At 66.6% G+C, this 24,511-nt stretch carries 25 protein-coding genes; 13 read left to right on the top strand and 12 right to left on the bottom strand.

Going from position 1 to position 24,511, the window contains the following annotated elements:
- Positions 1–2: 2 nt before the first annotated feature.
- Positions 3–680, top strand: coding sequence for a histidine phosphatase family protein (locus FBY30_RS06905; RefSeq protein ID WP_142132201.1), 678 nt, complete (start codon positions 3–5; stop codon positions 678–680).
- Here FBY30_RS06905 and FBY30_RS06900 read toward each other — a convergent pair.
- From FBY30_RS06900 to FBY30_RS06890, 3 genes are all read right to left on the bottom strand, one after another.
- Positions 677–1,657 carry a serine/threonine-protein kinase gene (locus FBY30_RS06900; protein WP_142132200.1) on the bottom strand — a complete coding sequence of 327 codons (981 nt, stop codon included), beginning with the start codon at positions 1,655–1,657 and terminating at the stop codon, positions 677–679. The genes FBY30_RS06905 and FBY30_RS06900 overlap by 4 nt on opposite strands.
- A complete protein-coding gene (locus FBY30_RS06895; RefSeq protein ID WP_235009365.1) occupies positions 1,654–1,998 on the bottom strand; it encodes a hypothetical protein in 345 nt (114 codons plus the stop codon). The genes FBY30_RS06900 and FBY30_RS06895 overlap by 4 nt, the downstream gene beginning before the upstream one ends.
- A gap of 71 nt (positions 1,999–2,069) precedes the next feature.
- Entirely contained in the window at positions 2,070–2,585 is a 516-nt protein-coding gene (locus tag FBY30_RS06890) for a MarR family winged helix-turn-helix transcriptional regulator (protein ID WP_142132199.1), read from the bottom strand.
- Between the two features lie 155 nt (positions 2,586–2,740).
- Here FBY30_RS06890 and FBY30_RS06885 point away from each other — a divergent pair, with 155 nt between their 5' ends.
- From FBY30_RS06885 to FBY30_RS06870, 4 genes are all read left to right on the top strand, one after another.
- The gene (locus FBY30_RS06885) at positions 2,741–3,244 is read left to right on the top strand and encodes a GNAT family N-acetyltransferase (RefSeq protein ID WP_142132198.1); all 504 of its coding nucleotides are present in this window, start codon (positions 2,741–2,743) and stop codon (positions 3,242–3,244) included.
- Between the two features lie 193 nt (positions 3,245–3,437).
- Positions 3,438–4,514 carry an extracellular solute-binding protein gene (locus tag FBY30_RS06880; protein WP_142132197.1) on the top strand — a complete coding sequence of 359 codons (1,077 nt, stop codon included), beginning with the start codon at positions 3,438–3,440 and terminating at the stop codon, positions 4,512–4,514.
- Positions 4,515–4,560: 46 nt separating this feature from the next.
- On the top strand, positions 4,561–5,625 hold the full coding sequence (locus tag FBY30_RS06875) for an ABC transporter ATP-binding protein (protein WP_142132196.1): 1,065 nt from the start codon (positions 4,561–4,563) through the stop codon (positions 5,623–5,625).
- Positions 5,622–7,445, top strand: a complete 1,824-nt coding sequence (locus tag FBY30_RS06870) for an ABC transporter permease (protein WP_142132195.1) — start codon at positions 5,622–5,624, stop codon at positions 7,443–7,445. Before FBY30_RS06875 ends, FBY30_RS06870 begins: the two co-directional genes overlap by 4 nt.
- Here FBY30_RS06870 and FBY30_RS06865 read toward each other — a convergent pair whose 3' ends face one another.
- Positions 7,446–8,501 carry an FAD-dependent monooxygenase gene (locus FBY30_RS06865; RefSeq protein ID WP_142132194.1) on the bottom strand — a complete coding sequence of 352 codons (1,056 nt, stop codon included), beginning with the start codon at positions 8,499–8,501 and terminating at the stop codon, positions 7,446–7,448. It abuts the gene before it with no gap.
- Positions 8,502–8,558: 57 nt separating this feature from the next.
- Here FBY30_RS06865 and FBY30_RS06860 point away from each other — a divergent pair, with 57 nt between their 5' ends.
- Positions 8,559–9,098 (top strand): TetR/AcrR family transcriptional regulator, encoded by a 540-nt coding sequence (locus FBY30_RS06860; RefSeq protein WP_142132193.1) that lies wholly within the window; start codon positions 8,559–8,561, stop codon positions 9,096–9,098.
- A 36-nt stretch (positions 9,099–9,134) separates the two neighbouring features.
- Here the strand turns inward: FBY30_RS06860 and FBY30_RS06855 are convergent, their stop codons facing one another.
- Positions 9,135–10,325: a 4-hydroxybenzoate 3-monooxygenase gene (locus FBY30_RS06855; protein WP_142132192.1), complete on the bottom strand. Its 1,191-nt coding sequence runs from the start codon at positions 10,323–10,325 to the stop codon at positions 9,135–9,137.
- Between the two features lie 113 nt (positions 10,326–10,438).
- Entirely contained in the window at positions 10,439–11,182 is a 744-nt protein-coding gene (locus tag FBY30_RS06850) for an IclR family transcriptional regulator (RefSeq protein WP_142134986.1), read from the bottom strand.
- A 155-nt stretch (positions 11,183–11,337) separates the two neighbouring features.
- Between FBY30_RS06850 and FBY30_RS06845 the strand changes: the two genes are divergently transcribed.
- Positions 11,338–12,579, top strand: coding sequence for an MFS transporter (locus tag FBY30_RS06845; protein ID WP_235009364.1), 1,242 nt, complete (start codon positions 11,338–11,340; stop codon positions 12,577–12,579).
- 57 nt (positions 12,580–12,636) lie between these two features.
- Here FBY30_RS06845 and FBY30_RS06840 read toward each other — a convergent pair whose 3' ends face one another.
- Entirely contained in the window at positions 12,637–13,713 is a 1,077-nt protein-coding gene (locus FBY30_RS06840; RefSeq protein WP_142132191.1) for an FUSC family protein, read from the bottom strand.
- A gap of 154 nt (positions 13,714–13,867) precedes the next feature.
- Here FBY30_RS06840 and FBY30_RS06835 point away from each other — a divergent pair, with 154 nt between their 5' ends.
- Entirely contained in the window at positions 13,868–14,710 is an 843-nt protein-coding gene (locus tag FBY30_RS06835) for an ACT domain-containing protein (RefSeq protein ID WP_142132190.1), read from the top strand.
- Here FBY30_RS06835 and FBY30_RS06830 read toward each other — a convergent pair.
- Positions 14,670–15,203 carry an HPP family protein gene (locus FBY30_RS06830; RefSeq protein WP_142132189.1) on the bottom strand — a complete coding sequence of 178 codons (534 nt, stop codon included), beginning with the start codon at positions 15,201–15,203 and terminating at the stop codon, positions 14,670–14,672. The genes FBY30_RS06835 and FBY30_RS06830 overlap by 41 nt on opposite strands.
- Positions 15,204–15,463: 260 nt before the next feature.
- On the opposite strand from FBY30_RS06830, the gene FBY30_RS06825 reads away from it, so the two are divergent.
- From FBY30_RS06825 to FBY30_RS06805, 5 genes are all read left to right on the top strand, one after another.
- A complete protein-coding gene (locus FBY30_RS06825; RefSeq protein ID WP_142132188.1) occupies positions 15,464–16,822 on the top strand; it encodes an MFS transporter in 1,359 nt (452 codons plus the stop codon).
- A gap of 80 nt (positions 16,823–16,902) precedes the next feature.
- Positions 16,903–17,586 (top strand): GntR family transcriptional regulator, encoded by a 684-nt coding sequence (locus FBY30_RS06820; protein ID WP_142132187.1) that lies wholly within the window; start codon positions 16,903–16,905, stop codon positions 17,584–17,586.
- Positions 17,583–18,371 carry an aspartate/glutamate racemase family protein gene (locus FBY30_RS06815; RefSeq protein WP_142132186.1) on the top strand — a complete coding sequence of 263 codons (789 nt, stop codon included), beginning with the start codon at positions 17,583–17,585 and terminating at the stop codon, positions 18,369–18,371. Before FBY30_RS06820 ends, FBY30_RS06815 begins: the two co-directional genes overlap by 4 nt.
- A 30-nt stretch (positions 18,372–18,401) precedes the next feature.
- Entirely contained in the window at positions 18,402–19,829 is a 1,428-nt protein-coding gene (locus tag FBY30_RS06810; RefSeq protein ID WP_142132185.1) for an amidohydrolase family protein, read from the top strand.
- An 8-nt stretch (positions 19,830–19,837) separates the two neighbouring features.
- A complete protein-coding gene (locus FBY30_RS06805) occupies positions 19,838–20,563 on the top strand; it encodes a maleate cis-trans isomerase family protein (RefSeq protein ID WP_142132184.1) in 726 nt (241 codons plus the stop codon).
- A 21-nt stretch (positions 20,564–20,584) separates the two neighbouring features.
- On the opposite strand, the gene FBY30_RS06800 is transcribed toward FBY30_RS06805, so the two are convergent.
- Genes FBY30_RS06800 through FBY30_RS06785 form a run of 4 tightly spaced genes read right to left on the bottom strand, consistent with a single transcriptional unit; the run spans position 20,585 to position 24,452 of the window.
- Entirely contained in the window at positions 20,585–21,547 is a 963-nt protein-coding gene (locus FBY30_RS06800) for a diacylglycerol/lipid kinase family protein (protein ID WP_268815713.1), read from the bottom strand.
- A gap of 33 nt (positions 21,548–21,580) precedes the next feature.
- Complete coding sequence (locus tag FBY30_RS06795) at positions 21,581–22,954, bottom strand: NAD(P)(+) transhydrogenase (Re/Si-specific) subunit beta (RefSeq protein WP_142132182.1); 1,374 nt, start codon at positions 22,952–22,954, stop codon at positions 21,581–21,583.
- On the bottom strand, positions 22,951–23,256 hold the full coding sequence (locus FBY30_RS06790) for an NAD(P) transhydrogenase subunit alpha (protein ID WP_142132181.1): 306 nt from the start codon (positions 23,254–23,256) through the stop codon (positions 22,951–22,953). Before FBY30_RS06790 ends, FBY30_RS06795 begins: the two co-directional genes overlap by 4 nt.
- On the bottom strand, positions 23,256–24,452 hold the full coding sequence (locus FBY30_RS06785) for a Re/Si-specific NAD(P)(+) transhydrogenase subunit alpha (protein ID WP_142132180.1): 1,197 nt from the start codon (positions 24,450–24,452) through the stop codon (positions 23,256–23,258). Before FBY30_RS06785 ends, FBY30_RS06790 begins: the two co-directional genes overlap by 1 nt.
- Positions 24,453–24,511 lie beyond the last annotated feature (59 nt).

Raw genomic sequence — 24,511 nt, 5'->3', positions numbered from 1 at the left:
ACATGAAGCTGCTCCTGATCCGCCATGGCGAAACCCCCGGCAACGTGCTGGGCCAACTGGATACCGACCACCCGGGGCCCGGCCTGACCGAACTGGGCGAACGCCAGGCGGAAGCCATGGCGCGGGCACTGGCCAACGAACGCATTGGGGCGCTCTACGCCTCCACCCTGGTCAGGACCCAAATCACCGCCGCCCCTCTTGCCCGGCTGCACACCCTCGATATCGAGGTCCTGGACGGGCTGCACGAAATCGAGGCCGGCTCACTGGAGAAGCTGACGGACCACGAGGCCCACAAGCGCTACATGGGGACGGTGATCTCCTGGGCTGCCGGTGACCTGGACCGCCGCATGACCGCAGGGCCCGACGGCCACGCCTTTTTCGAGCGGTTCGACGCCGCCATCGCCCAAGTGGTGGAACGGGCTGAACGGCAGCAGCACGGCACGGTTGCCATTGTCAGCCATGGTGCCGCCATCCGCACTTGGGCAGGACTCCGGGCAGATGGCGCTGACCACGAGTTCGCAGCACGCCATGTCCTGGCCAACACCGGGATCGTCGCGCTGGAGGGAGACCCGGCTGCCGGTTGGACCCTGATCCATTGGGACGGCAGCCCCGTGGGTGGCCTTGCCCTGGCAGACCCAACGGCCGGAGATCCAACCGGACGGGACGTAGCGGCTCCCTAGGCCCGCTGCCGGTGGCGCCGGAGGGAGGATGCCCGCGTCGCCGGGCACGTCCCGGCACCCGTTTGGCCACGCTGGCCGCGCTGGCTCCCTTGGCTCTGCAGGCTGCGCTGGATGCCTTGGCCGGGCGACGGAACCTCCGTCATCAGCCGGGCCGCCATCGCCGCGGCGACTGCCGCCGTCGGACGTTCCCCGGGATCCATCGCCGTCAGGGAACGCAGCAGGACAGCCCAGTCGCCCAGGGAATCCGGGATCCCGGGCGAGCGCAAGGTGCGGGCCACGAGGGATTCGACGGCCGTACCGGGAAACGCCTTGGTGCCGGTGAGGAGTTCCAGCAGGACCAGCCCCATGGCGTACACGTCCCACGCTGGCTCCGCTGCCCCGCCGGCAGCCTGCTCCGGGCTCATGTAATGGACGGTTCCGGAGGAAATTCCGGGCTCGGGGGCCGCCCCGGCCATAGCTGCAATACCAAAATCAATGATCCGGACGGGACTTCTCCGCAGTCCGCTCAGCATCAGGTTTGCAGGCTTGATGTCACGGTGCACCAGGCCGCAGGCGTGAAGGTGAGCGAGCGCCTCGAAAAGGCCGCGCGCCCAGCGTGCAACCTCAGCTGGGCGTGGGCTCTGCAACCGGATGGTGTCGGCGAGGCTCGTTCCCAGCGCCAGCTCCTCCACCAGGAAAGGACGCCCTGCGTGGGTACCGCCGCCGGGCATGACGCCCTGCGCAATGAGCCGCACAATCGAGGGGTGGTTGAGTCCGGCCAGGACCCCCGCTTCGTTTTGTATGCGCTGGTGCTGCTTCCGGCCGTTGGCGGCAGCGATCTTCACCGCTACGTCGGGACCGCCCTCCAGGTCCACCGCCCGAAAAACTTCGGCAGCAGACCCACGGCCCAGGCGTTCCCGAAGCTGCCAACGCCCGGCAACGGTGCCCTTCGCTTGGGCCGGGCGCGGCGCAGCAACTGCTGTTTCCAGGAGGCTCATGCGAGGGAAACCAGCGGTGCATGCCCCCACCGGGGATCAGTGGACCAGGCATCGAGCTGGAACCCGCAGCCGCAACGCCAGACAGGCGGAAGCTCAGTACCGACGGCATCGGCGGGCCCAAAGGTGTAGGTCGCTGCTTCCAAGCCGACGGCGGGCGTCACGAGCTGCATTGGAGTTCCGCAGTGGACTGCACATCCGCCCTGCGGCGCAGTGGTGCCGTCCAGGGTAGGCCGTGTCAGGTCCGTGAAGGTCTCCGGCAGGTCAGTGCGGGTATCCGGGATTTCAGCGCCCAGGCGGGGATCAGGCGGTGAAACTTCGGTGAAGGTAACCAAGACACTCACGACTCCGTTGGGAAAGCAACATCAGGAACATTCGTAAGCATACATATAACTAGGTCAACTAGCTAGTCAGCCTAGTGAACTTTTAGTTCCTCATTTTCATGCACCTGGAGTGACTGGGTCATGCGCTGGAGGAAATCGACCACGATGCGTGCCTCGTCCGCGGTGAGGCTTTCCGCTACGGACATCATCCGCCGGTGCATGGCACCAAGGGTTTCGCGCACCTCTTTATCGGATTCGACCGTTGGTACAACCACCACGGAGCGGCGGTCGGAGGGATGCGGCTCGCGTCGAACGTGGCCACTGGCCACCAGCCTGTCGATAAGCGAGGTGGTGGAAGCGCTAGTAATATTGAGGAACTGGCTGAGGTCCTTCGGAACAACCTGCTTGCCCGACGCCTGGACCCTCAGCAGGTACCGCAGGGCAAGGATGTCCGTTTCGCCCATACCCATTGAGTCCCTGGTGTTGCGGCGGATTTCCGTTTCAGCCGCCCGGTAGTCCCGGAGCGACTTCAACACCGCTGCACTGTAGTCCAGCTGCCCGTCGGGTCCGTACCAGTAGCCGGATCCCTCGTTGCCCGTAGAAACCATGGGATCATTTTAGACCAACTGATAACTAGTCTGCCAAGTAACTTGATGTGCCGCCTCCCACAGCCGTTAGCCAAGCCCTAACCAGCAGGAAACGCCCGCGTAACCGCCCCCGCCTAGCCTTGTCAGGCATACCCCTCCGGTGAATCGAGGCAGCTATGCAGACCAACCCCCGGCTGAACATCCGGCAGGTTTCCTGGTCCAACCCCGTAGGCGCGGACCTGCGCCGCGCCCAACAGGCCGAACTGGACGCCCGCTTTGGCCGGCCGGACCACGAACCCGGCCCGCCGCCGTCGGGCGCCGACTGCGCGGTGTTCCTGGTGGCGTATGACAAGGGTTCCGGCCAACCGGTCGGCTGCGGCGGACTGCGGATCCTGGATGGATCAACGGCCGAGATCAAGCGCCTCTACGTACTGCCGTACACGCGCGGCTCCGGCGTGGCCAGTTCGATCCTGGCGGCGCTCGAGGCGCAGGCATTCAACCAGGGCATTACCCGGATCAAGGCGGAGGCCGGTTCAGCCCAGCCTGACGGCCGCAGCTTTTACCAGAACTCGGGATTTGAACCCATCCCCAACTTCGGCCCCTATATCGGGATGGAACACTCGCACTGCTACGCCAAAACCATCAACGCCCACAGCGCAGCCCAGACAGCGATGGCCTAGCGGGGACCCGGAGGGCCAGCACTAACGTTCGCCCCCGGTTCACGCCCAGGGCGTCCTCCGTTTCCCCGACTGGTCCAAAGTGAGCAGCCGGGCTGTTTATCGAATCGATAGCTATAACAGCCCGGTTTTCGTCATGCCCCGCTATAGGCTGTGCGGACATGCTCCGATTCCAGTCCAGAAATGAGTCCTGATCGTGCGTAAATTGCAGACCTTGGTTGCCGCCGCCGTCGCCGCCACCCTTCTCGCCGGATGCGGTGGCACCTCGTCCCCGCCGGCCTCGTCCGGGGAAGCCTCCGGTTCAGCGGCAGGTGCGTCAGCAGACACCCTTGTTGTTTACACCAACTCCAACGGCGAAGGCCGCGGCGATTGGCTTACCAAGAAGGCCGCCGATGCCGGCTTCAAGATCGAGATTGTGGGTGCCGGCGGCGCTGATGCCACCAACAAGCTCATTGCCGAGAAGAACAATCCCATCGCGGACGTCGCCTTCGGCCTGAACAACATGTACTTTTCGCAGGTCAAGAACGAGGGAGCGCTGGAGGCCTACCAACCCAAATGGGCTGGTGACGTGGACAAGGGCCTGGGCGACGGGGAGACGTACTGGCCCCTGGTGAAGCAGGCCATCCTCCTGGGCTACAACTCAGACAAGATCAGCAAAGATGCGGCACCAAAGGACTGGACGGACCTTTGGACAAAGGACGAATTCAAGAGCCGCTACGAACGGGTCACCGGCATGGGCACCGCCACGGCACAGCTTGTCTTCGCCGGTATCCTGTCGCGCTACCGCGATGAGTCCGGGGATTTGGGGATCTCCGACGAAGGCTGGAAGCAGGTTGAACAGTACTTCAAGAACGGAAGCCCGGCCGTAGCGAAAACCGACCTGTTTGCCCGCATCGCGTCCGGCGAAGTGGACATGGGCCAGATGCCGTCCTCCATCATTGCTGAGCGCGAGAAGTCCTTCAAGGTGAACGTCGACACCGTCGTCCCCTCCGTTGGCGTCCCCCTTGCAGTGGAGCAAATAGCCCTCGTGAAGGGGACCAAGAAGAAGGAGCAGGCGCAGAAATTCATCGACTGGTTCGGCAGCGCCGATGTCCAAGGTGAGTTCGCCCAGCAGTTCAACTCCATGCCCGTCAACAAGGGCGCCCAGGCAAAGGCCAATCCGGAGGTGGTGAACTTCTTTGCGGACCTTAAGCAGCAGGACATCGACTGGAACTTCGTGCAGAAGAACATGGGCGCCTGGGTGGAGAAGATCGAGCTTGAATACATGACCTAGCCCGACCTCCGCCCGCCGTTCCCGCACCACACCAGACAGGTTTGCCATGATCCGCTTGGAGAACATCGAAGTTACCTTTGGCGATTTCACCGCCATTCCACGCCTGGACCTGCATGTCCGACCGGGCGAATTCTTCACCCTGCTGGGGCCCTCCGGTTGCGGGAAGACCACGGCACTGCGCACCTTGGCCGGCTTTATCCAGCCGGCCAAGGGCACCATTCGTGTGGACGGAAAGGACGTCACCCGCCTTCCCAGCGATAAGCGGCAGGTGGGTATGGTGTTCCAGAACTATGCCCTTTTCCCCAGCATGAGCGTGTGGGAGAACATCGCTTTCGGGCTCCGGGTCCGGAAGGAAAAAGCAGCTGACAGCGACCGCCTCGTCCGGGATATTGCGCGGCGGGTGGAGCTCAGCGACGAGCAACTGGCGAAAAATGTGGCAGAACTTTCCGGGGGCCAGCAGCAGCGGGTGGCCGTTGCGCGTGCCCTGGTGCTGCGGCCGAAGATCCTGCTGCTGGACGAGCCGCTGTCCAACCTTGACGCCAAGCTGAGGCACCAGTTGCGCCAGCAGCTAAAAGACCTGCAAAGCGAGTTTGGCATCACCACCGTGTACGTCACCCATGACCAGGACGAGGCACTCGCCATGAGTGACCGCGTGGCCGTGTTCAACAAAGGCGTCATTGAGCAGGTCGGGACGCCGCAGGACATCTACGACCATGCCGCCACCGAGTTCGTCTGCAACTTCATTGGCGACAGCTCGGCCCTGACACCGGAGTTTGTGGCAGAGGTTAATCGGCTCTCCGGAGCCGGGCTCAGCACCGACGCCAAGTCGTACCTGCGGGTGGAAAAAGCCTCACTGGACCAGCCTGTGGCCGGAGGCGATGCCGTCGGACTGTCCGCCACCGTGGTCTCGCGCACGTACCACGGCCTCCACAGCCGGTACGTTGTCCGCAGCCACGGGGCTGACATCCGCCTCCTGGTCAGGGAGGACGGCGCTACCCACCCTGACGCCGGTACGGGTACAACGGTCTATGTCCGGCCGGAACACATCCTCCAGTACCACCCGGACACGGGCGTTGCCTTGACCCGGGACCAGGCGGTCGCCCTGCCATGAGTGCCAACACCACGGTGCGCCACATGGTTCGCTCCCCCTTCGTCCTGGTGGTCGGAGTGGTCCTCACGTGGTTCATTGCCGCTTTCCTTGTCTGGCCCAACGTCAACATCCTGATCGCCACTTTCTTTCCGGACGGGAGCTTTTCGGGCCGGGCGGCCGAGAAGCTGTTCTCCTCGCAGCGCGCAATGAAGGCCCTTGGCAACAGCTTTCTCCTGGCCGTCGCACTCTCCGTCACCGTCAATGTGGTGGGGGTCTTTATCGTCCTGGTCACGCACTACTTCCGCATCCGCGGCTCCAGGATCCTCTTCCTGGGCTATGCCTCCACCTTCATCTACGGCGGCATCGTGCTGGCGGCGGGCTACAAATTCATCTACGGCGAGAAGGGCATTGTCACCTCGCTGCTGGTCAAGATGGTTCCCGGCATGGACCCGGGCTGGTTCTCAGGGTTCTTCGCCGTCCTGGTGGTGATGACCTTTGCCACCACCACCAACCACATGCTGTTCGTGGCGAATGCGCTCAAAGGCATCGACTACCAGACCATCGAGGCCGCACGTAATCTTGGCGCCTCCACGTGGACCATCCTGCGGCGAATTGTCCTGCCCATGCTCAAACCCACACTGTTCGCCGTCACCATCCTGTCGTTCCTTACCGGCCTGGGTGCATTGAGCGCACCCCAGGTGCTGGGTGGCCGGGATTTCCAGACCATCACACCGATGATCCTGACGTTTACCAACAGCCCCACCTCGCGCGACCTGGCCGCGCTGCTGGCCGTAATCCTCGGCGTGGCCACCATCCTGATGCTCGCCGTGATGTCCCGCCTGGAGAGGGGCGGCACCTACTTTTCCGTGTCAAAGGTGTCCTCGGAACTGCAAAAGCAGGAAATCCGAAACCCCGCAGCCAACCTGGCCGTGCATGCTGTGGCGTATCTACTCTTCGCCATCTACACGCTTCCGGTCGTGTTGATCGTGCTTTATTCCTTTGCCGACGGGGCGGCCATCCAGACCGGACAGCTTTCGCTCGCCAACCTGACAATGGAGAACTACGTTCGCGTCCTCACCCAGGAGTCAGGGATCCGGCCGTTCATCGTGAGCGTGGTGTACAGCGCCCTGGCAGCCGTTATCGCCGTCGGCGGACTCCTTTTCGTGGCCCGGCTGCTGCAGAAATACAGGAACTGGGTGGCCTCGGCCTTTGAGTACCTGCTGCACATCCCTTGGATCCTGCCCTCCGCGCTGCTGGCCCTCGGCTTAATCGTCAGTTACGACCATCCCAGTCCGCTGGTGGGAGGTGCCGTCCTGACCGGAACCACCGTGATCCTGCTTATCGCGTTTGTCACGGTGAAGATCCCGTTCACGCTCCGGATGCTCAAAGCGTCCTTTGCCTCCATGAACTCCTCGCTGGAAGAGGCTGCAGCCATCATGGGCGCCAAGACACTTTACGTCTTCCGGCGGATCCTCCTGCCGCTGGTGCTGCCGGCCGCGGCCGCCATCACCGCACTGAATTTCAACAGCCTGCTGGACGACTATGACACTGCCATCTTCCTTGCCCATCCGCTGGTCCAGCCGCTGGGCCTGGTGATCAAGGCCAACACTGACGGGGCCGAGGGAACTGAGGGAATTGCCAATACCTTCGTTTACACGGTGCTCCTCATGGTCATTACGGGTGTGACGATGTACCTGGTGTATGGCAGGTCCGGCCGGCGCGGGACAAGGAAGCGTCTGCCCGCACTGCCTTCCGCTTCGCAGGCTCCCGGTCCTGGACCCCAGGACGCGCAGGCGCCGGGTGAGGATGACGCCACGCGTCCCGCGGCTGCCGTCCGCTGATCAGCCTCCGGCAGTGCTGCCGACGGCGGCCGTTGCGTTCCGCCGTCGGGCAAGGCTGAGCACGCGGTCCCGCAGCGGCTGGGCACGGTCGGCGAGCGCAATCCGTCCGAGCGCTGACGAGGCCACGCTCACGGCACGGGTGCGCAGCCGCCGCTGCCTGTTGTAGGCCCGCAGCGCCTGGTCCTCGGGAAGGGTGTTGAGGAAGTCAGCCAGCGTGACCGCGTCCACCAGCGACTCGCAGGCCCCGCGGCCCAGGGTTGGCATCATGGCGTGGGCGGCATCCCCAATGAGCACCCTCCTGCCGCTGACGTAGGAGCCCAGGCGAGGCACCGTCCACAGGCGCTGGACCAGGCATTCCTCCGGTGTGGCCGCGGCCAGGGCACGGCGGATGGCGGGGGCATGGTTGGCGAAGCGTGCCCGTGCCTGCTCGAGGGCCGACGCTGGGTCTATTCCGTAAGGGCCGAGGTCCGACCGGTAGCTCGCGTACCAAAAGGAGCCTCCCCGGGCAGCGGCCATCCCGAACAGGTCGCCGCGGCCCCAGTACTCGCCCACCTCATCCGGCCCAACCGGAGTGGGGAGGGTGCCGCGAAGAGCAAGGTAAGGGGTGAGGCGGGCATCGGTGGCCCCGCCCCAGGCCGCACGTCGGACCATGCTGTGGACACCGTCGGCGCCCACCACCAGGCTGCCGTCTGCGGGCACCGCCTGTACAGTCTCAGTGACCCGTCGGACGGTTGCGGGCACTGCTTCATCCAGCAGCCGGATCAGGTCAATCCGGGAAATGCCGAACATCCCGCCCGCGTCGACAGTGACCCAGGGTTCCCCCTGGCCGTTGCGGACCGAGCCGCTGCCCAGCACCGGGCTGACCGCCCGCGCCTCCTCAAGGATTCCAAGCCGCGCCAGTGCCCGCTGGGCATTTGGCCACATGCCCAGCGCATTGCCCACAGTGGGCAGCCCGGGGCGTTTCTCGTAGACGGTTACCTGGAAGCGGCTGGGGTCCAACGCCGCCGCGAGGGCGAGCCCGGCGATACCACCGCCAACGATCGTGATCGTTTCCATGAATCAGATTTTACTACTTTTGTAGTGAATGGGAAGGCGTCCCACTACACTGAACGCATGCCGGACCGCCGCACCCAACTGCTTGACGCCGCCTTGGCCGTAGTGGCGGACAGGGGAATGAAGGGCCTCACCCACCGGGCTGTTGACGCCGCAGCAGAAGTCGCCGAGGGAACCACCTCGAACTACTACCGGAGCCGCGCCACCCTGGTGGCGGCAGTGCTGGAGCGGCTGCTGGAGTTGGACGCAGCGCTCCTGGCAGAGCAGGGTGCGGCCGGCCCGCCGCGCAGCATTGGGGAACTGGCAAACCAGTTGGCCTCGCTGATACTGGTGCTTGCCGGGCGGCACGCGGGCCTGACCCGCGCCCGGCTGGCCCTCTCCCTGGACAAGCCCGAATCGGTGACCGCCGGCCACTTCCGGCTGGTGGGCGGGCTGGAGCAGGCCCTGGCCGCACTGGAAGTACCTGATGCCGGGGCCAAGGCCCGGGACGTGGCGGACTACGGCGACGGCGTGCTGCTGCACCTGCTGACCGTCCGGCGGGACGATGCTCCGGACGCTGCCGCGATCGCTTCGGCAGTCCGGCGGCTGCTGGCGCCATAAGACCGACTGGCAGCCCGCCGTCGTAATTCCCCTGGTTTAGGAAGCGGCAGTGGGCCAGCCCGTGTACGCCTCGGCGAGGTAGGCCCTGCCGTTGCGGGAGGAGACCACGGAGTTCAGTTCCCCGAGCTGTCGGGCGCGGGAGAAGTCATCGGCGTCCGCGGGGGTGTGCAGCATGGTGGTCATCCAGTAGGAGAACTGCTGCGCCTTCCACACCCGGTCCAGGGCGCGGTCACTGTAGGTGTCCAGAAGTGCATCCGAGCCGGAGTTGTAGTGGCTGTCCAGGCCCTCGAAAAGGACCTTGACGTCATTGATGGCCAGGTTGAGGCCCTTGGCACCGGTGGGCGGAACCGTGTGGGCTGCGTCGCCGGCCAGGAACAGGTTGCCGTGGCGCATGGGCGTGTGGACGAAGCTGCGGAACGGCAGCACCATCTTCTCCAGGACCGGGCCTTCCCTGAGCTCGAAGCCGTTGCCGTTGACGCGGCTGCGGAATTCGGCCCAAATCCGGTCATCATCCCAGTCGGCCACGTTTTCCTTGGGGTCGCACTGGAAGTACATCCGCTGCACGCTCTCGGTCCGCTGGCTGATCAGGGCGAAACCGTTGGCCGAGTTGGCGTAGATCAGCTCATCCGAGCTGCGCGGCGCCTCGGCCAGGATGCCAAACCAGGCGAAGGGGTATTCGTGGAAATACCACTTGCGGTGGGCTTCGGGGATCTGGAACCTGCAGTGGCTGCGGGAGCCGTCCGCACCGACCAGGAAATCGGCCTGGATCTCGTACTCAGCCCCGTCCGCGTCCGTGAACCACACCTTCGGCTTGCCTTCGAGGTCGTGCACGGAGGTGTCGGTGACGCTGTAGCGGACGTCGCCGCCGTCGTCCTTCCGGCGGGCGGCGAGGTCCAGGAAGACATCGGTTTGCGGGTACAGCCACACGGACTCCCCCACCAGGTCCTTGAAGTCGATGCGGTGGCTCTCACCATTGAAGCGCAGCTCAATCCCGTCGTGCCGGTCGCCGTCGCGCAGCACCCGGTCCGAGACGCCGCTGTCCACCAACAGGTTGACGGTGCCATGCTCCAGGATGCCGGCCCGCACGGTGCGGGCTATCTGCTCGTGGCTGCGGATCTCGATCACCGTGGAGTCGACGCCTGCCTTCGCCAGCAGGTGGGAGAGCATGAGTCCGGCGGGACCGCCGCCCATGATGGCCACCTGCGTGGTGATGATTTTTCGTGCCATGATCTGTCCTCGCTTCATTGCGGGCCCCGCCTGCGCGGCACCGGATCGGTTCGTCTGCCAACCAGTGTGGGCCGAAGGTGGTGACACCCGTTACACCCATTCCGTTCAACGGATCAGGCGTCCGCCATCTGCCGGGCAATGCCGCGGGCGGCTGTCTGCAGTGCCGGCACCAGCGCCTGCAGGCGCATCTCACGGAGGGGAACCACGACGCCGAGCGACGCCACAGCGCGCTGCCTGCGGTTCAGGACCGGGACGGCTATGCCCCAGGTGTCCGGATCCACTACGCCCTTGAGTTGGGCGAAGCCCTGGCGGGACGTCTCGGCCAGGAGCGCGCGGACCGAGTCCGCGGTGACTTTTCCCTCCGGGTCGGTAAACCCATCGAGGTATTCCTCCTGCATCATCTTGTCCTGGTGGGCCATCAGCGCCAGCCCCGCGGACGAGATGTGCACCGGCATCCTTCCTGCCACCTGGGCGCGGTTGGCCACCGATCCGCGCCTTGACAGCCGCTCCACGAACAGCGCCTCCCAGCCGTCCAGCACGGCCAGGTTCACGTTCTGGTGCAGGACCTGCTGGATGTCCTCCATGAACGGCATGGCGGCCTGGCGCAGGGCGAGCGTGGGGGAAGTCCGGTTCACCAGCTCCCACAACCGGACCCCGGGCCGGACCATGCCGCCCGGCGCTGCCTCCAGCAGCCCGTGGGCGGCAAGCTGGCCCACCAGGCGGTGCGTGGTGGTGAGCGGCAGGCCGGCGCGCTGGGCGAGGTCGCTCAACTGCAGGGCGCCGACGTCCTGGGGGAAAGCGGAAATCAGCCGCACGATCCGGTCCACCACGGAGTCGCCGGATTTCGAGTTGGCCAGGGCAATCACTCGCTTCCGTTGAATGGGAAAACATGTCCCAGATTACACCCCCTGGTGATACAAACCTCACTGGGGATGTGGGCGATGCTGCCCAAAACCACCACGGCAAAGCAGCCCGCCGCTCAAACTCCTGGAAGATACACCGAGGTATTTCTATGTCATTTGCGCCAACTCAACACCGCTCCAAGTGGCCGGTCTGGCTTTGCTGGCTCGCGATGGTCCTTGACGGCTTTGACCTGGTGGTCCTGGGCACCGTCATCCCCACGCTGATCAAGACCCACGAACTTGGCTTCGACGCGGTGGGCGCCACGTGGGCCGCCACCATCTCGCTTGTCGGCGTTGGCGCCGGCGCCCTGTTCATCGCCCCGCTGTCCGACCGCTTTGGCCGCCGCCGCCTCCTGGTGGCCTGCGTCCTGTGGTTTTCGATCTTCACCATCGCCGTGGTGTTCGCACCCAACGTCGCGGTGTTCTGCGTCTTCCGACTCCTTGCCGGGCTGGGTCTTGGCGCCTGCCTCCCGGCCGCCCTGGCCTACATGAACGACTACGCTCCCGCGGGCACGGCCGGAAAGTCGACTACCCGGACCATGACCGGCTACCACGCGGGCGCTGTGGCCACGTCCTTCCTTGCCCTGATGCTGATCCCGGACTGGCGGATGATGTTCATCGTGGGCGGCCTGGCGGGCATCGCCCTGGCACCCTTCCTGTGGTTCAAGCTCCCTGAAACCCTGCCCTCAGCGGCCGCCTCAACGACAGAAGCAAGGGAACCGGCCGCAGCCCGCGCCAGCTTCCGGGACCTGGCACGCAAGCCCTACCCCCTGGTGGCGCTGGCCATCGCGGCCGCTTCGTTCATGGGCCTGCTCCTGGTCTACGGCCTGAACACCTGGCTCCCGCAGCTGATGGCCGGCGCCGGATACACGGTCAGCACCGGCCTGGTCCTCCTGCTGGTCCTGAATGTGGGCGCCGTGGTGGGCCTGGTCATCGCAGGCATCCTGGCCGACAAGCACGGCACCAAGAAGGTGGTACTGCTGTGGTTCGGGCTCTCCGCGGTCTTCCTGGCGGTCCTGAGCGTCAAGATCCAAAGTGAACTGCTGCTCAACCTGGCAGTCTTTGTCACGGGCGTTTTCGTGTTCAGCGCACAGGTGCTGGTCTACGCATGGGTCAGCCAACTGTTCCCGGCAGCCCTCCGCGCAACAGCACTGGGGTTCGCCGCCGGCGTGGGCCGTCTGGGCGCGATCATGGGCCCTGCAGTGACGGGAACGCTGGTGGCTGCCAACATCGCCTACCCCTGGGGCTTCTACGTTTTTGCGGCTGCTGCCGCCATTGCCGTGGTGGCACTCGTGGCAGTTCCCCACACCATCCGGGCAGTCCGGGAAGAGTCAACCGCGGAACGCCCATAACCGGCCGCCGTCCGGCCCGCCCCAGGTGCTCCGGGGCGGGCCGAACGCTGAAGGCGGTCAGGCCGCCGTCGTTACCCGGCCCTGCCTCCGCCGCAGACGGCGCCATACGGCGGGAGCCAGCACCACTGCTATGCCGACGGCGGCCCCAATGACCGTCTCCACGATGCGGTCACGCAACAGGAAAACAGGCGAGGCGGGAACCACCAGGAGTGTGGAGATCAGTGCCAGTGGGGTGACGAACACCTGGGCCAGGAGGTACTGGCGGAGGATGAACATCTCGGCGCCGAACTGGCATAGCGCCATGACGAGCACGGTCTGCCAGGGCTGCAGGCCCACCAGCAGGATCGCCGCCAGGACCAGCAGGCCCAGGACGGTGCCAATGATTCTTTGAATGCCGCGGCGTACGCGGTGCCGGGTGGTGTGGCCCACCAGGGGAACGACCGCAGCCACCATGGCCCAGTAGTTGTGCCCGAAACCCAGGCTGGACCCGGCCCAGGTGGCCAGCGTGCCGGCAAGCCCCGCGGCCACCAGGTAGCCGAACCCTTCAAGCCAGGCCGTGCGCTTCTCCGCGGGGGTGCGCCGGATCCGCGGAGGCCTGGTCCACGGGGTGCGGTGGGAAGGAAGGATCCGGGACGAGAAGCCGACAAGCAGCGCGAACACCGTGGTGAGGACAGCCACCAGCATGCCCTGCCAGAGGGGCGGCTGGTTGGGAATGGACGCAATGGCGGCGAACGCGAAGATGTGGAAGAGCGACCCCGCCGGGCGCAGCCGCAGCCAGGAGATGGCGACGGAACAGGCGCCTGCCACCAGCGTGGTGGCCAGGACCAAAAGCCAGGTGTGGGTGGCGGCATCCAGGCCCCAGGCAGGACCCATGCGGGCCGCGAGCGCCGCCAGGAAGATCACCAGCAGCATCAGCAGCCCGGCCCGCAGCTGCAGCACGAAGCGGACGGCATGCGGTTCGCCGCGGCCGTAGATTCCGGTGAAGGCGCCGAAGGACGCGAAGATTGCCAGGTCCAGCCGGCCCAGCAGCACCAGCGTGATGAGGGGAACGAAGACGCCCACGGCACACCGCAGCGCCGGGTGGTGGTCTTTATTGCCGGGGCCGATGGTGAACATCTCGGCAAACATCTTCACGGGCAGCGCCTTCCTGGGGTGGATTCTGGACGGGCGGCCACGCTGACGTTCCTGATAAATCCTACGGCCGGGACCCCATGCAGCGCCCGCCGCGTTCCCCTGAATGGAATCGGAAGGCAACGCAGGGGAAACAACGCGGGGCAATGCTTGAGCCATGAAGCACCCTTCGTCCCACCCGACCGCTAAAGAACTGCGCTGCGAGGTCTGTGGTCAGATGCCGGAACCGCCCAAGGCCCGGCTCACCCTGGCGAACGTGGCAGTGATGCTTCCCATCGAGCTGTTGGTCCATGCCCTGGTGGTGGAAACCCACCTTCCTTATGTGGCCAAGGTGCTTGCGCTGACGCTCACCGCGACGGTCCTGGTGATCTGGGTGGCCGAGCCGTCAGCCGCCCGGCTCCTGCTCCGCTGGCTGCATGCTCCTGCCTTGAGGCGCCGCCGGCAGCTGGCGGCAGCCCCATCGCTGTGGCGGGCGCGGACCATGCTGCGGGACCAACCCGGGTCACTGCAACGGATCACGCGGGCGCTGGCGCGTCTGGACAGCAATATCCTCAGCATCCACGTCCATCCGGTGCCTGGCGGCGTCCTGGACGAGTTCGTCCTCTCGGTCCCGGGCCACGTGGGCGAGCGGGAGCTTTTGGAGGCACTGCACGACGGCGGCGTCGGAAGTTCCCACGTTTGGCCCACCACCGCGCTGGCCATGGCGGACGGACAGACCAAGGCGCTGAGCCTCGCGGCGCGCATCGCCGCCGCCCCGGACGAACTGCCCCTGGCGGTGGCCGAGCTGCTGCACGCAAGGATCCTGCCGCCGTCGGACGCCGGCGGCAAAGGGCCCGACGACGGGACGCGCCTTAAGATCCCCACGGCATGGCACGGGCCCATCACCTTTTCCCGGCCGGGTGAGCCGTTCACCCCGGCGGAATCAGCGCGGGCCCACCGGCTCGCCGAACTGGCCGAAATTACTTCTTATCGGCCGGCCGCGTTCCCAACAGGACGTTGAGCCCCCACCCCACCACGGTGATCAGGATGATGGCCCCGGCCATGGACGCCAGCTGGACCGGACTGGACAGGATGCCGAGGCTGACGATCAGGGTGGTTGCCCCGGCGGGCGGGTGCGGCAGGCCCAGCCAGGTCAGCACCAGGGTGGTGAGCCCCACGGACAGCACGCCGCTGAGGACGTGCAGCGGGGTCAGTCCGCCCACCGTGGCGGACGGCTGGTCCTGCAGGCCCAGGGCATATAGGCACAGGACGCCGGCCAACAGCCCGACGCCATGCCCCACCAGGGTGTTGACGGGCCTTGAGGCTTTTTGCTCGGGCGATTCGAAGAACAACATCACGGTGGGGCCGAGGCTGGGAAACAGCCAGGGCAGGTGGAACAGGAGCCCCACCGCGCCACTGACGGCGAGGACAACGATGCTCAGGACCCCTGCGTACAGTCCGGCGCCCAGCTTGTTCCAGTTCTTCTTAGCCCGCTCCAGCACTGGTGTGTTCATGGTTCCCCCGTACCCGGCGGGCGCCGGTCACAATCGGTTGGGAAGCCGGCCCCGGCGCCTGTGCCCGAAAAATCCTTGACAGTGGCGGGAGTCACTCCTACCTTTGATTTGGGATCCCAAATTGGGATCCCAAAAATGCAAAGCTTCCGCCCGGCGCTCCGGATCGTCCGGCGGACACTCCCCATTGGCAACGGCCCAACGGGCACGTACCGCACCGTTCGCATCCCCCCATCCGTAAACTTCCCCGTGAAGGAGAAGCTGTGTCCATCCCAAACACCGAAACAACGGCCACATCCCCCGAGGCCACCCCCGGCACCGCCGACGAACCCGCAAAGGACGGCACGCAACGGCGCACCGCCGTCCGGTGGAAGCTCTTTTTGCTGCTCCTGGTCCTGGTCTCCGTCAACTACATTGACCGCGGTTCCATCTCCGTCGCGCTGCCCATCATCCAAAAGGAATTCAACCTGGCCCCCGAACTGGTGGGCCTGCTGCTGTCCGCGTTCTTCTGGACCTACGCCCTGATGCAGGTGCCCGTGGGCTGGCTGATCGACAAATTCGGTCCCCGCAAGGTGATGACCGCTTCCTGCATAGGCTGGGGTGCTGCCACGGCGGCCTCCGGCATGGCAGGCGGCTTCCTCAGCATGTTCATCGCGCGGCTCGGCATCGGCGTGACGGAGGCCGGCGTGATGCCCGCCGGCGGCAAGCTCAACGCCATTTGGATGCACAAGTCCGAACGCGGCCGCGGTGCCACCATCCTGGACGCCGGTGCACCCCTGGGCGCCGGGCTTGGCGGCATCATCATTGCCGGCCTCATCGCCTCCACGGGCAGCTGGCGCTGGTCCTTCGTCATCGCCGGTGCCGCCACCGTCCTCATGGGCCTGGCCGTCTGGTGGTACGTCCGGGACAACCCCCGCCAGCACCGCGGCGTCAACGACGCCGAGGCCTCCTACATCGAAGCGTCGCACGCTGCCGAGGATGCCGAAGCAGCCATGGACGGCAGCAAAGGCAAGCGCGGGCTGATCCCCTACCTCAAGTTCCGCTCCTTCTGGGCCATGTGCCTGGGCTGGCTCGGCTTCAACGGCGTGTTCTACGGCCTGCTGACCTGGGGCCCGCTGTACCTTGCGCAGGCCAAGGGCTTCGACCTGAAGACCATCGGGTGGTCCACGCTGGTGATCTTCGGCGCAGGGTTCGTCGGCGAGATCATCGGCGGCACCATCGCCGACAAGTGGCGCGCGTCCGGCGCCTCCGCCAACCTGGTCATGCGCACCCTCCTCGGCATCTCCAGCGCCATCGTCGTGGCGGGCCTGGTGGGCGTGACCGTGGTCCCTGACGCCACCACCGCAGTGGTCCTGCTCTCCGTTGTCCTGTTCTTCCTGCGCTGGGTGGGCCTGTTCTGGAGCATCCCTTCCATCCTGGGCGGCCGCACCAACGCCGGCGTCCTGGGCGGAGCAATGAACCTCAGCGGCAACATCTCCGGCTTCGTCACCCCCATCGTCGTCGGCCTGATCGTGGGTGCCACCGGCTCCTACACCTGGGCGCTGCTGTACTTCGTGGGTTCCGCGGTGATCATGGGCGCATCCGTCCTCACCCTGAACTACAACAAGCGGCTTCCTGTCTAAGCTGACCCTCGCAGGGAAACTTGCAATCGACGCCCCCGCAGCCGGGAGCAGTGCCGCACGAGAATCCGGAATGGAGCACCATGCTGACCGCAGAAGAGACCCAGGACAAGGACCGCCCCCTCCGCGAGACTGTCCGGGACACCCTCCGCACCCGGATTTTTGAAGGACACTACGCTCCCGGCACGCGGCTGGTGGAGCGCGACCTGGCCGCCGAGTTTTCCGTTTCCCGGCTGCCGGTCCGCGAGGCCCTGCGAATGCTCCGCATGGAAGGCCTGATCAGTGACCGCGGCGCACGCGGGGCCGAGGTCAGCAGCCTCAGCCCCAAGGACGTTGAGGACCTCTTTGACGTCCGCCAGTCCCTGGAGGTGCTGGCCTGCCGGCTCGCCGCCAAGCGGGCCACCAAGGCTGACCTCGCCTATCTCAAGGGCCTGCTGGACAACGCGGAGGCCTTCCTGGCGAAGGGTTCGGTCATGGAAGCGCACCGCTCCAACAGCGAATTCCACGACGCCATCACCCGGATCGCAGACAACAACTTCCTCAAGTCCGCCCTGGAACCCCTCCAGGGCCGGATGCACTGGCTGTTCCGGCACGTGGCCGACCTGCCCGAGCTCATCCGCGAACACCGCGAACTCTACGCTGCCATCGCCAGCGGCGACCCGGACAGGGCAGCCGCCCAATCCGCATCCCACATTGGAAAGTACCGGGACCAGTTCCCCGAGGACTTCCAGAAAACCGAACCAGAATTCCATCGGAAGAGAAAATGAAACTCCTGGTCATCAACCCCAACATCAGCGCCGATGTCACCGCACTGATCGAATCAGAAGCGCTGCGGTCCGCCTCCCCCGGCACCGACCTGCTGGTCCGGACGGCCGGCCACGGCGTCGAGTACATCGAAACCCGCTTCGAATCCCTCATCGCCGCCGGCGCGGTAGCGGAAATCATCGCCGAGCACACCCGCCCGGGAGCAGACCCGGTGGATGCCGTGGTGGTGGCAGCCTTTGGCGATCCCGGCATGCCGGCCCTCAAGGAACTGGCCGACGTGCCCGTCATCGGCATCACCGAGTCCGCCCTGTGCGCAGCAGCGCTGCAGGGACATCGCTTCTCCATCATTGCCATCTCGGACCGGATCAAGCCCTGGTACCGCGAATGCGTGGAGCAGTTCGGCCTGGCAGGCCGGCTGGCCTCCATCCGTTCCATCAACGACTCCCTCACCAGCATCGCTTCCGTCCAGCAGGACTTCCGGGAAACCCTGCTGGCACTCAGCCGGCAGGCCGTGGCCGAGGACGGCGCCGACGTCGTCATCCTCGCCGGCGCCCCGCTGGCAGGCCTGGCCCGCGAACTCAACGGACAAATTCCCGTACCCGTCGTTGACGGCATTTCCGCCGGCATCCGCATGGCCGAGGCCGTGGCGGCCCTGCAGTCCGGAACCCACCGCGCCGGCGCCTTCGCCCCGCCCCCGGCCAAGGACCGCAAAGGCCTGTCCGGCAACCTGGACGCGGCCCTCGCCGCCCGCCAGGAGCACGCCGGCACCCCGCAGCCCGCCGCCTAAGCCCCACTTCACCAACCCAGGAGGACACCGATGTCCCACCAGCCAGACCTCATCATTGCCAACGCAACCGTGGTGAACAGCACCGGCCGCCAGGAAGCCCACATCCTGGTGCACCACGGAAAGATCACCGAACTCATCGACGCCGCCCAGCCGGTACCCGCGGCGGACCGCACCATCGACGCCACGGGCAAGCTCGTGATTCCCGGCGGCGTGGACGGACACTGCCATGTGGCCCAGGTGACCGGACGCTTCCGCACCCTGGACGACTACCGCACCACCTCTACGGCCGCTCTGTGGGGCGGCACCACCACGATCATCGACTTCGGTATTCCCCGGGATGCCCAGGAAACCCCACTGGCCGCCGTCCTGCACAAGAAGGAACTGGCCACCCAGTCCCGCTGCGACGTGGCCCTGCACGGCGCCGTGGTCAGCTGGGACGAGACGGTGCCGTGGCAGCTGGAGCAGCTGGCTGCCGAGGGCGTCCGCTCGGTGAAGATGTACACCACCAACCGCGGCACCACCATGGCCGACGGCGACACCATCCTCAAGGTCATGCGGGAAATGGTGCGGCTGGACGGCCTGGCCTACATCCATGCCGAGCACGACCCCATCATCACCGACTGCACAGAACAGCACGCCCAGGACGGCCGGATCGGCATTGAACACCTGCACCGGACCCGGCCCGAGCTGGCCGAGGAGATCTCCGTGAAGGAAACCCTGGCGATGGCCGAATACACGGGGGCGCCGGTGTACTTCGTCCACCAGTCAACGCCCGGCGCCGTTGACCTGGTATCGCAGGCGCGGGAGCGCGGGATTGACGCCTACTCCGAAACCTGCCCGCACTACGTCACGCTGGACGACTCCGTCTACGCCTCCACCTTCCCCGAGTGGTTTGCCTGCTGCCCGCCCATGCGCTGCCCGGAAACGGTGGCGGCCCTGAAGGAGCGGCTGGCGGCCGGCGCCATCCACACCATGTCCTCGGACCACTCCTGCTACGACCTGTCCCAGAAGCGCGAACGCACCGATGACGTGCGCGCCATGCCGCACGGGCTCCCCGGCGTGGAGACGCGCATGCCGGTCACCTTCACCGCGATGACGTCCGCCGGAGCCAGCGTGGAACAATTTGTCAGTGCCTTCGCCGCCGAACCTGCCCGGATCAACGCCGTCCCCGGCAAGGGCCGCATCGCCGAGGGGTTCGACGCCGACCTGGTGGTTTTCGATCCCGCCGAGGAACGCACCGTCAACGGCGCAGCCCTGCACATGGGGACCGACTTCTCCCCCTTCGACGGGAAGGCACTCACGGGCTGGCCCGCCGTCGTGGTTTCCAACGGCCGCGTGGTCCTGGATGCGGACGGCTTCCACGATCCCGGCGCCGCAGGCCGCTTTCTCCACCGCAACGGCTTCCGGCAGCACCAGTCCGCCTCCGACGCCGCCCACCTGCCCGCCGCCGCCCTCTAGGAGCCACCATGCCTGCAACCACCCGCCCCCGCAGGATCGGCATGATCGTGCCGTCCTCCAACACCTGCCTGGAACCCCAGACGTACCGCATCCTGGGCAGCCGCACCGATGTCACGGTGCACTTCACCCGGATCCCGGTCACCCGGATCGCGCTTGACGATTCCTCGGACCGGCAGTTCGACCCTGCCGTCATGCGCCAGGCGGCACAGCTGCTGGCGACGGCGGACGTGGACGTGATTGCCTGGAACGGCACGTCAGGCTCGTGGCTGGGTTCGGCCCACGACCAGGACCTGGCCGGCGGAATCACGGACGCCACCGGGATCCCGGCCACCACCTCCACGCTGGCCTACCTGGAAGCGTTCCGGGCTTTCGGCACCGAGCGGATCGGCCTTTTCACGCCGTACACGGAGGACGTGAACCACCAGGTCATCGCGTCCTACGAGCGTGAAGGCATTAAGACGGTGGACCACCGGGGGCTGGGCCTGAGCGACAACGAGTCCTTTGCCCGGGTCAGCGACGACGAAATGCGCCCAGGTTCCCTGGAGCTCGCCGCTGCGGCCCCGGATGCGCTGGTGTACTTATGCACCAACCTGTACGGGGCCAACATCACGGCGGAGATCGAGGAAGCCACCGGGGTTCCCGTGCTGGACTCCGTGGCGGTCACCCTCTGGCACGCCCTGAAGCTGGCCGGCGCGCCGCTGCTGGAGCGGCGCTGGGGCAAGCTGCTGGGCTGAGCGGCCCTACGGCAGGAGGCCCTACATCCGCAGCGTCAGGGCACCGGGCTCCATGGTCATGAGCACGTGCTTGCCCTGACCCTCGTGGTCGCCGTCCAGCTGGTAGTCGTCCTTGTGCTCCAGGGTGATTTCAACGCTCTTGCCCTGGAAGTACTCCACGGCGGTGTCCTTGTTCTTGCCCTTGCCGATGATGCCGGCCAGCACGGACAGCCAGCCCAGCTTGCCGTGGTGCGGCGCCAGGACGGCAATATCCAGCAGCCCGTCGTCGATCTTGGCCTCGGGGAAAATCTCCAGGCCGCCCTGGACCTTGCCGCAGTTGCCCACCATCACGCTGCGTACGCCGCGGTGGACAACCCGCTTGCCGTCAATGGTTACAGTTGCCTTGACCGGCTTTCCCGGCAGGTTGCGGATGCCCGCGTCCACGTAGGCCAGCCAGCCCACCTTGTGCTTCAGTTCCTGGTTGGTGTCCGCCATGATGGTGGCGTCGTAGCCCATGCCGGCCATGACCAGGAACAGCTGCTCCTTGTCGGGGTCGTTCCGGCGGGCGCGGACCACGTCGATTTTCCGCTCAGTACCGACCAGCGCACCTGACAGGGCGCCGTCATAGTCAGTCACGTCGATGCCCAGGTTGCGTGCCAGCAGGTTTCCGGTGCCCAGCGGCAGCAGGCCCATGGGGATGTCCCCGCCGGCAAGGACCTCGGCCACGCAGCGGACGGTTCCGTCACCACCGGCCGCGATGATGAGGTCCGCGCCCTGGGCCAGGGCTTCCTTGGCCTGGCCGACGCCGGGGTCCTCCTCCGTGGTCTCGAACCAGAGGGTTTCGCCCCAGCCGTTCTCCTCGCAGTGCTTGGCCATCAACTCGCGCACGTCTATGTCCACCGTCTTGGCCGGGTTGATGACGACGGCGGCGCGTTTGGGCGAAGGGGTGGAGCTGGTCTCAGTCATGGCGTCCTCAAATGGGAGATGGAAAGCAAGCTTCTGAATGAAGGGTATCCCGCCGCGGGGTATGTTCCGCGCCTACAGGGCCTTGACCGCGCCCAGAACCTGCGCCAGCGAGTCCTTGGCGTCACCGAACAGCAGCGACGTCTGCGGCTCATACAGCAGGTCGTTTTCGATCCCGGCGAACCCCGGCCGCATGGAGCGCTTCAGGAACACCACCTGCCGCGCCTCCGCGACTTCCAGGATGGGCATCCCGTAAATCGGCGAGCCCGAGGAGGTCTTGGCGGCCGGGTTCACCACATCGTTGGCGCCCACCACCAGCGCCACATCGGTGGTCTTGAACTCCGGATTGATCTCGCCCATCTCCTTCAGCGACTCGTAGGGCACGTTGGCCTCCGCCAGGAGCACGTTCATATGGCCCGGCATGCGGCCGGCCACCGGGTGGATGGCGAAATCCACCTCGATGCCCCGCGCTTCGAGTGCCTGGGCCAGTTCGGCGGCGGTGTGCTGGCCCTGGGCCACCGCCAGGCCGTAGCCGGGGACGATGATCACCCGCTGGGCGTACCCCAGCAGGACCGCCACGTCCTCCGGTGAGGACGAGCGGACCGGACGCTCGCTCACGGCGGTGGATCCCGCCGTCGAACCTCCCCGGAAGGCGCCGAACAGGATGCCCGCTACACTCCGGCCCATGGCCGCGGCCATGGCACGGGTGAGGATGGTGCCGGAGGCGCCCACCAGGGTGCCGGCCACCACCAGCAGGACGTTGCCCAGTACCAGGCCGGAGGCAGCGACGGCGAGGCCGGTGAAGGCGTTCAGCAGCGAGATGACAATGGGCACGTCCGCACCGCCCACCGGCAGCACGAGCAGGACACCCGCGGCAAGGCCCAGGACCAGCAGCACCACCGCAAGCGGCAACGAAGCAGTAAGCACCACTGCCACCGCCGCGGCCACGGCGGCGAGCAGGACCAGGGCCATCACCACCGGCAGCCCGGGGAACACCACCGGCCGGGTGGTCATCAGTTCCTGCAGCTTGGCGAACGTGACGCCGGAGCCGGCGAAGGACACCGCGCCCACCAGGAGCGTGAATACGATGGCCACCCGCACCCACGGGTCCTCCGCATGGCCCAGTTCCAGGAGTGCCACCAGGGCGGCCGCGCCGCCGCCCACCCCGTTGAACAGGGCCACCAGCTGCGGCATCTGCGTCATCTTCACGCGGCGCGCCACCGGTGCCGCCACTGCCGAGCCGACGGCGATGGCGGCCAGGATCCAGGGGGTGTTCTCCAGCCGGGCGGACAGGAAGACGGTGACGACGGCGATCAGCGCCCCGAGTGCGCCCACCAGGTTTCCGCGGCGGGCGGTGCGCGGTGAGCTGAGCCCGCGCAGCGCCAGGATGAAGCAGACCGCCGCGGCGAGGTAGAGCAGGGAGGTCCAGACGGGATTGAGGAGGCTCATTTGCCGCCTGCCTTGGTGGCTACGTCCTTCTTGCCGTGGAACATGTGCAGCATCCGGTCCGTCACCACGAAGCCACCCACCAGGTTGGCGGTGGCAAGGACGACGGCGAGCAGCGCCACGGCGAGCACCCACGGGTCGGCTGCCTGGCCGGCCACGATGACGGCACCCACCAGGATGATGCCGTGGATGGCATTGGCGCCGGACATCAGCGGGGTATGCAAAGTGCTGGAGACCTTGGATACCACCTCGAAGCCGACGAACACCGCCAGCACCGTAATGGTCAGCAGTGCGATTCCGGCCATCAGAGCGCTCCTTCCTGCCGGGCGGCGGCAGCGGCACCGGCTGTTGAGGCCTGCGCCCGTGCCGCCAGCAATTCGGCCGTGGCTTTGTGCCGCACCTCCCCGGCGTGGGTGAGGCAGGCACCAGCCACCACTTCGTCATCGAAATTCAGCGTGAGGGTGCCGTCGCGGACCAGCAGCGCCAGCAGGTTGGCCACGTTCTTGGCGTAGAGGCGGGAGGCATCGGACGCCATCGCGGAGGCCGGGTCCTTCAGCCCCACCAGGGTGATGTGTCCGGTGCCGTCGGCGGTGGGAATGGGAATGTCCTGGCCCGGCACCGAGCCCTCCACATTGCCGCCCGACTCGGCGGCGAGGTCCACGACGACCGATCCCGGGCGCATGCCCTGCACCATCTCCCGTGTCACCAAAAGGGGCGCGGGCCGCCCGGGGACTGCCGCCGTCGTAATCAAGACGTCTGATTGCGCCACGTGGGGTGCCAGCAGCTGCCGCTGCCGGGTGCCGGCGTCGGAGCTCAACTGCCGGGCATAGCCGCCTGCCGCCTCCGCCGTCTCGAGGTCCAGCCGGATGAACGTGCCGCCCATGGACGCCACTTCGTCCGCGGAGGCGGGGCGGATGTCGTTGGCGAAGACGCGGGCACCCAGGCGCTTTGCGGTGCCGATGGCCTGCAGCCCTGCAACGCCCGCGCCGAGCACCAGGACGCGGGCCGGCGGAATGGTTCCGGCGGCGGTCATGTACAGGGGGAAGAACCGCGGCAGCCGGATGGCGGCCTCCAGCACGCAGCGGTACCCGGCCACCAGCGCCTGCGACGTCAGGGCGTCCATGGACTGGGCACGGGAAATGCGCGGCACCAGTTCCAGCGCGAAGGAGGTCACTCCGCTGTCCGCGAGCGCCTGCACACCCGGCAGTTCGGACGACGGCGACGCGAGCCCTACGGTAACAGCGCCCCTTTTGAGGGATGCGGCGGTGTGAAGGTCAAGGGGGCGGACGTGGGCCAGGATGTCCAGGGCGGCCAGGTCCAGTTGCGGGACCACCGCGGCGCCGGCATTTTGGTACCCGGGGTCTGCGTGCCCGGCACCATCCCCAGCCCCGGTTTCCACCAGGACCTCCAGTCCCATCCCGGCCAGCTGTTTGACGGTGTCCGGGGTGGCGGCCACGCGCCGCTCACCCTCCCGCCGTTCCCGCGGAATCCCCAGCTTCACCCGCCGACTCCTCTTCCTGACGAGCAGTGCAGCGGCTCTGCTGCACGCAGTTGGCTTGA

The organism is Arthrobacter sp. SLBN-83, assembly GCF_006715285.1.
Classification (GTDB): domain Bacteria; phylum Actinomycetota; class Actinomycetes; order Actinomycetales; family Micrococcaceae; genus Arthrobacter.
This window is presented reverse-complemented; position numbering and strand designations above follow the sequence as displayed.

Bases quoted from the DNA above. Each gene is read 5' to 3' on its own strand.
- FBY30_RS06885 (WP_142132198.1), top strand. From the start codon at position 2,741: ATGCAGACCAACCCCCGGCTGAACATCCGGCAGGTTTCCTGGTCCAAC.
- FBY30_RS06905 (WP_142132201.1), top strand. From the start codon at position 3: ATGAAGCTGCTCCTGATCCGCCATGGCGAAACCCCCGGCAACGTGCTG.
- FBY30_RS06805 (WP_142132184.1), top strand. From the start codon at position 19,838: ATGCCTGCAACCACCCGCCCCCGCAGGATCGGCATGATCGTGCCGTCC.
- FBY30_RS06890 (WP_142132199.1), bottom strand. From the start codon at position 2,585: ATGGTTTCTACGGGCAACGAGGGATCCGGCTACTGGTACGGACCCGAC.
- FBY30_RS06790 (WP_142132181.1), bottom strand. From the start codon at position 23,256: ATGGCCGGAATCGCACTGCTGACCATTACGGTGCTGGCGGTGTTCGTC.
- FBY30_RS06830 (WP_142132189.1), bottom strand. From the start codon at position 15,203: ATGAACACACCAGTGCTGGAGCGGGCTAAGAAGAACTGGAACAAGCTG.
- FBY30_RS06810 (WP_142132185.1), top strand. From the start codon at position 18,402: ATGTCCCACCAGCCAGACCTCATCATTGCCAACGCAACCGTGGTGAAC.
- FBY30_RS06865 (WP_142132194.1), bottom strand. From the start codon at position 8,501: ATGGAAACGATCACGATCGTTGGCGGTGGTATCGCCGGGCTCGCCCTC.
- FBY30_RS06795 (WP_142132182.1), bottom strand. From the start codon at position 22,954: ATGAGCCTCCTCAATCCCGTCTGGACCTCCCTGCTCTACCTCGCCGCG.
- FBY30_RS06815 (WP_142132186.1), top strand. From the start codon at position 17,583: ATGAAACTCCTGGTCATCAACCCCAACATCAGCGCCGATGTCACCGCA.
- FBY30_RS06845 (WP_235009364.1), top strand. From the start codon at position 11,338: ATGTCATTTGCGCCAACTCAACACCGCTCCAAGTGGCCGGTCTGGCTT.
- FBY30_RS06820 (WP_142132187.1), top strand. From the start codon at position 16,903: ATGCTGACCGCAGAAGAGACCCAGGACAAGGACCGCCCCCTCCGCGAG.
- FBY30_RS06870 (WP_142132195.1), top strand. From the start codon at position 5,622: ATGAGTGCCAACACCACGGTGCGCCACATGGTTCGCTCCCCCTTCGTC.
- FBY30_RS06860 (WP_142132193.1), top strand. From the start codon at position 8,559: ATGCCGGACCGCCGCACCCAACTGCTTGACGCCGCCTTGGCCGTAGTG.
- FBY30_RS06835 (WP_142132190.1), top strand. From the start codon at position 13,868: ATGAAGCACCCTTCGTCCCACCCGACCGCTAAAGAACTGCGCTGCGAG.
- FBY30_RS06875 (WP_142132196.1), top strand. From the start codon at position 4,561: ATGATCCGCTTGGAGAACATCGAAGTTACCTTTGGCGATTTCACCGCC.
- FBY30_RS06900 (WP_142132200.1), bottom strand. From the start codon at position 1,657: ATGAGCCTCCTGGAAACAGCAGTTGCTGCGCCGCGCCCGGCCCAAGCG.
- FBY30_RS06855 (WP_142132192.1), bottom strand. From the start codon at position 10,325: ATGGCACGAAAAATCATCACCACGCAGGTGGCCATCATGGGCGGCGGT.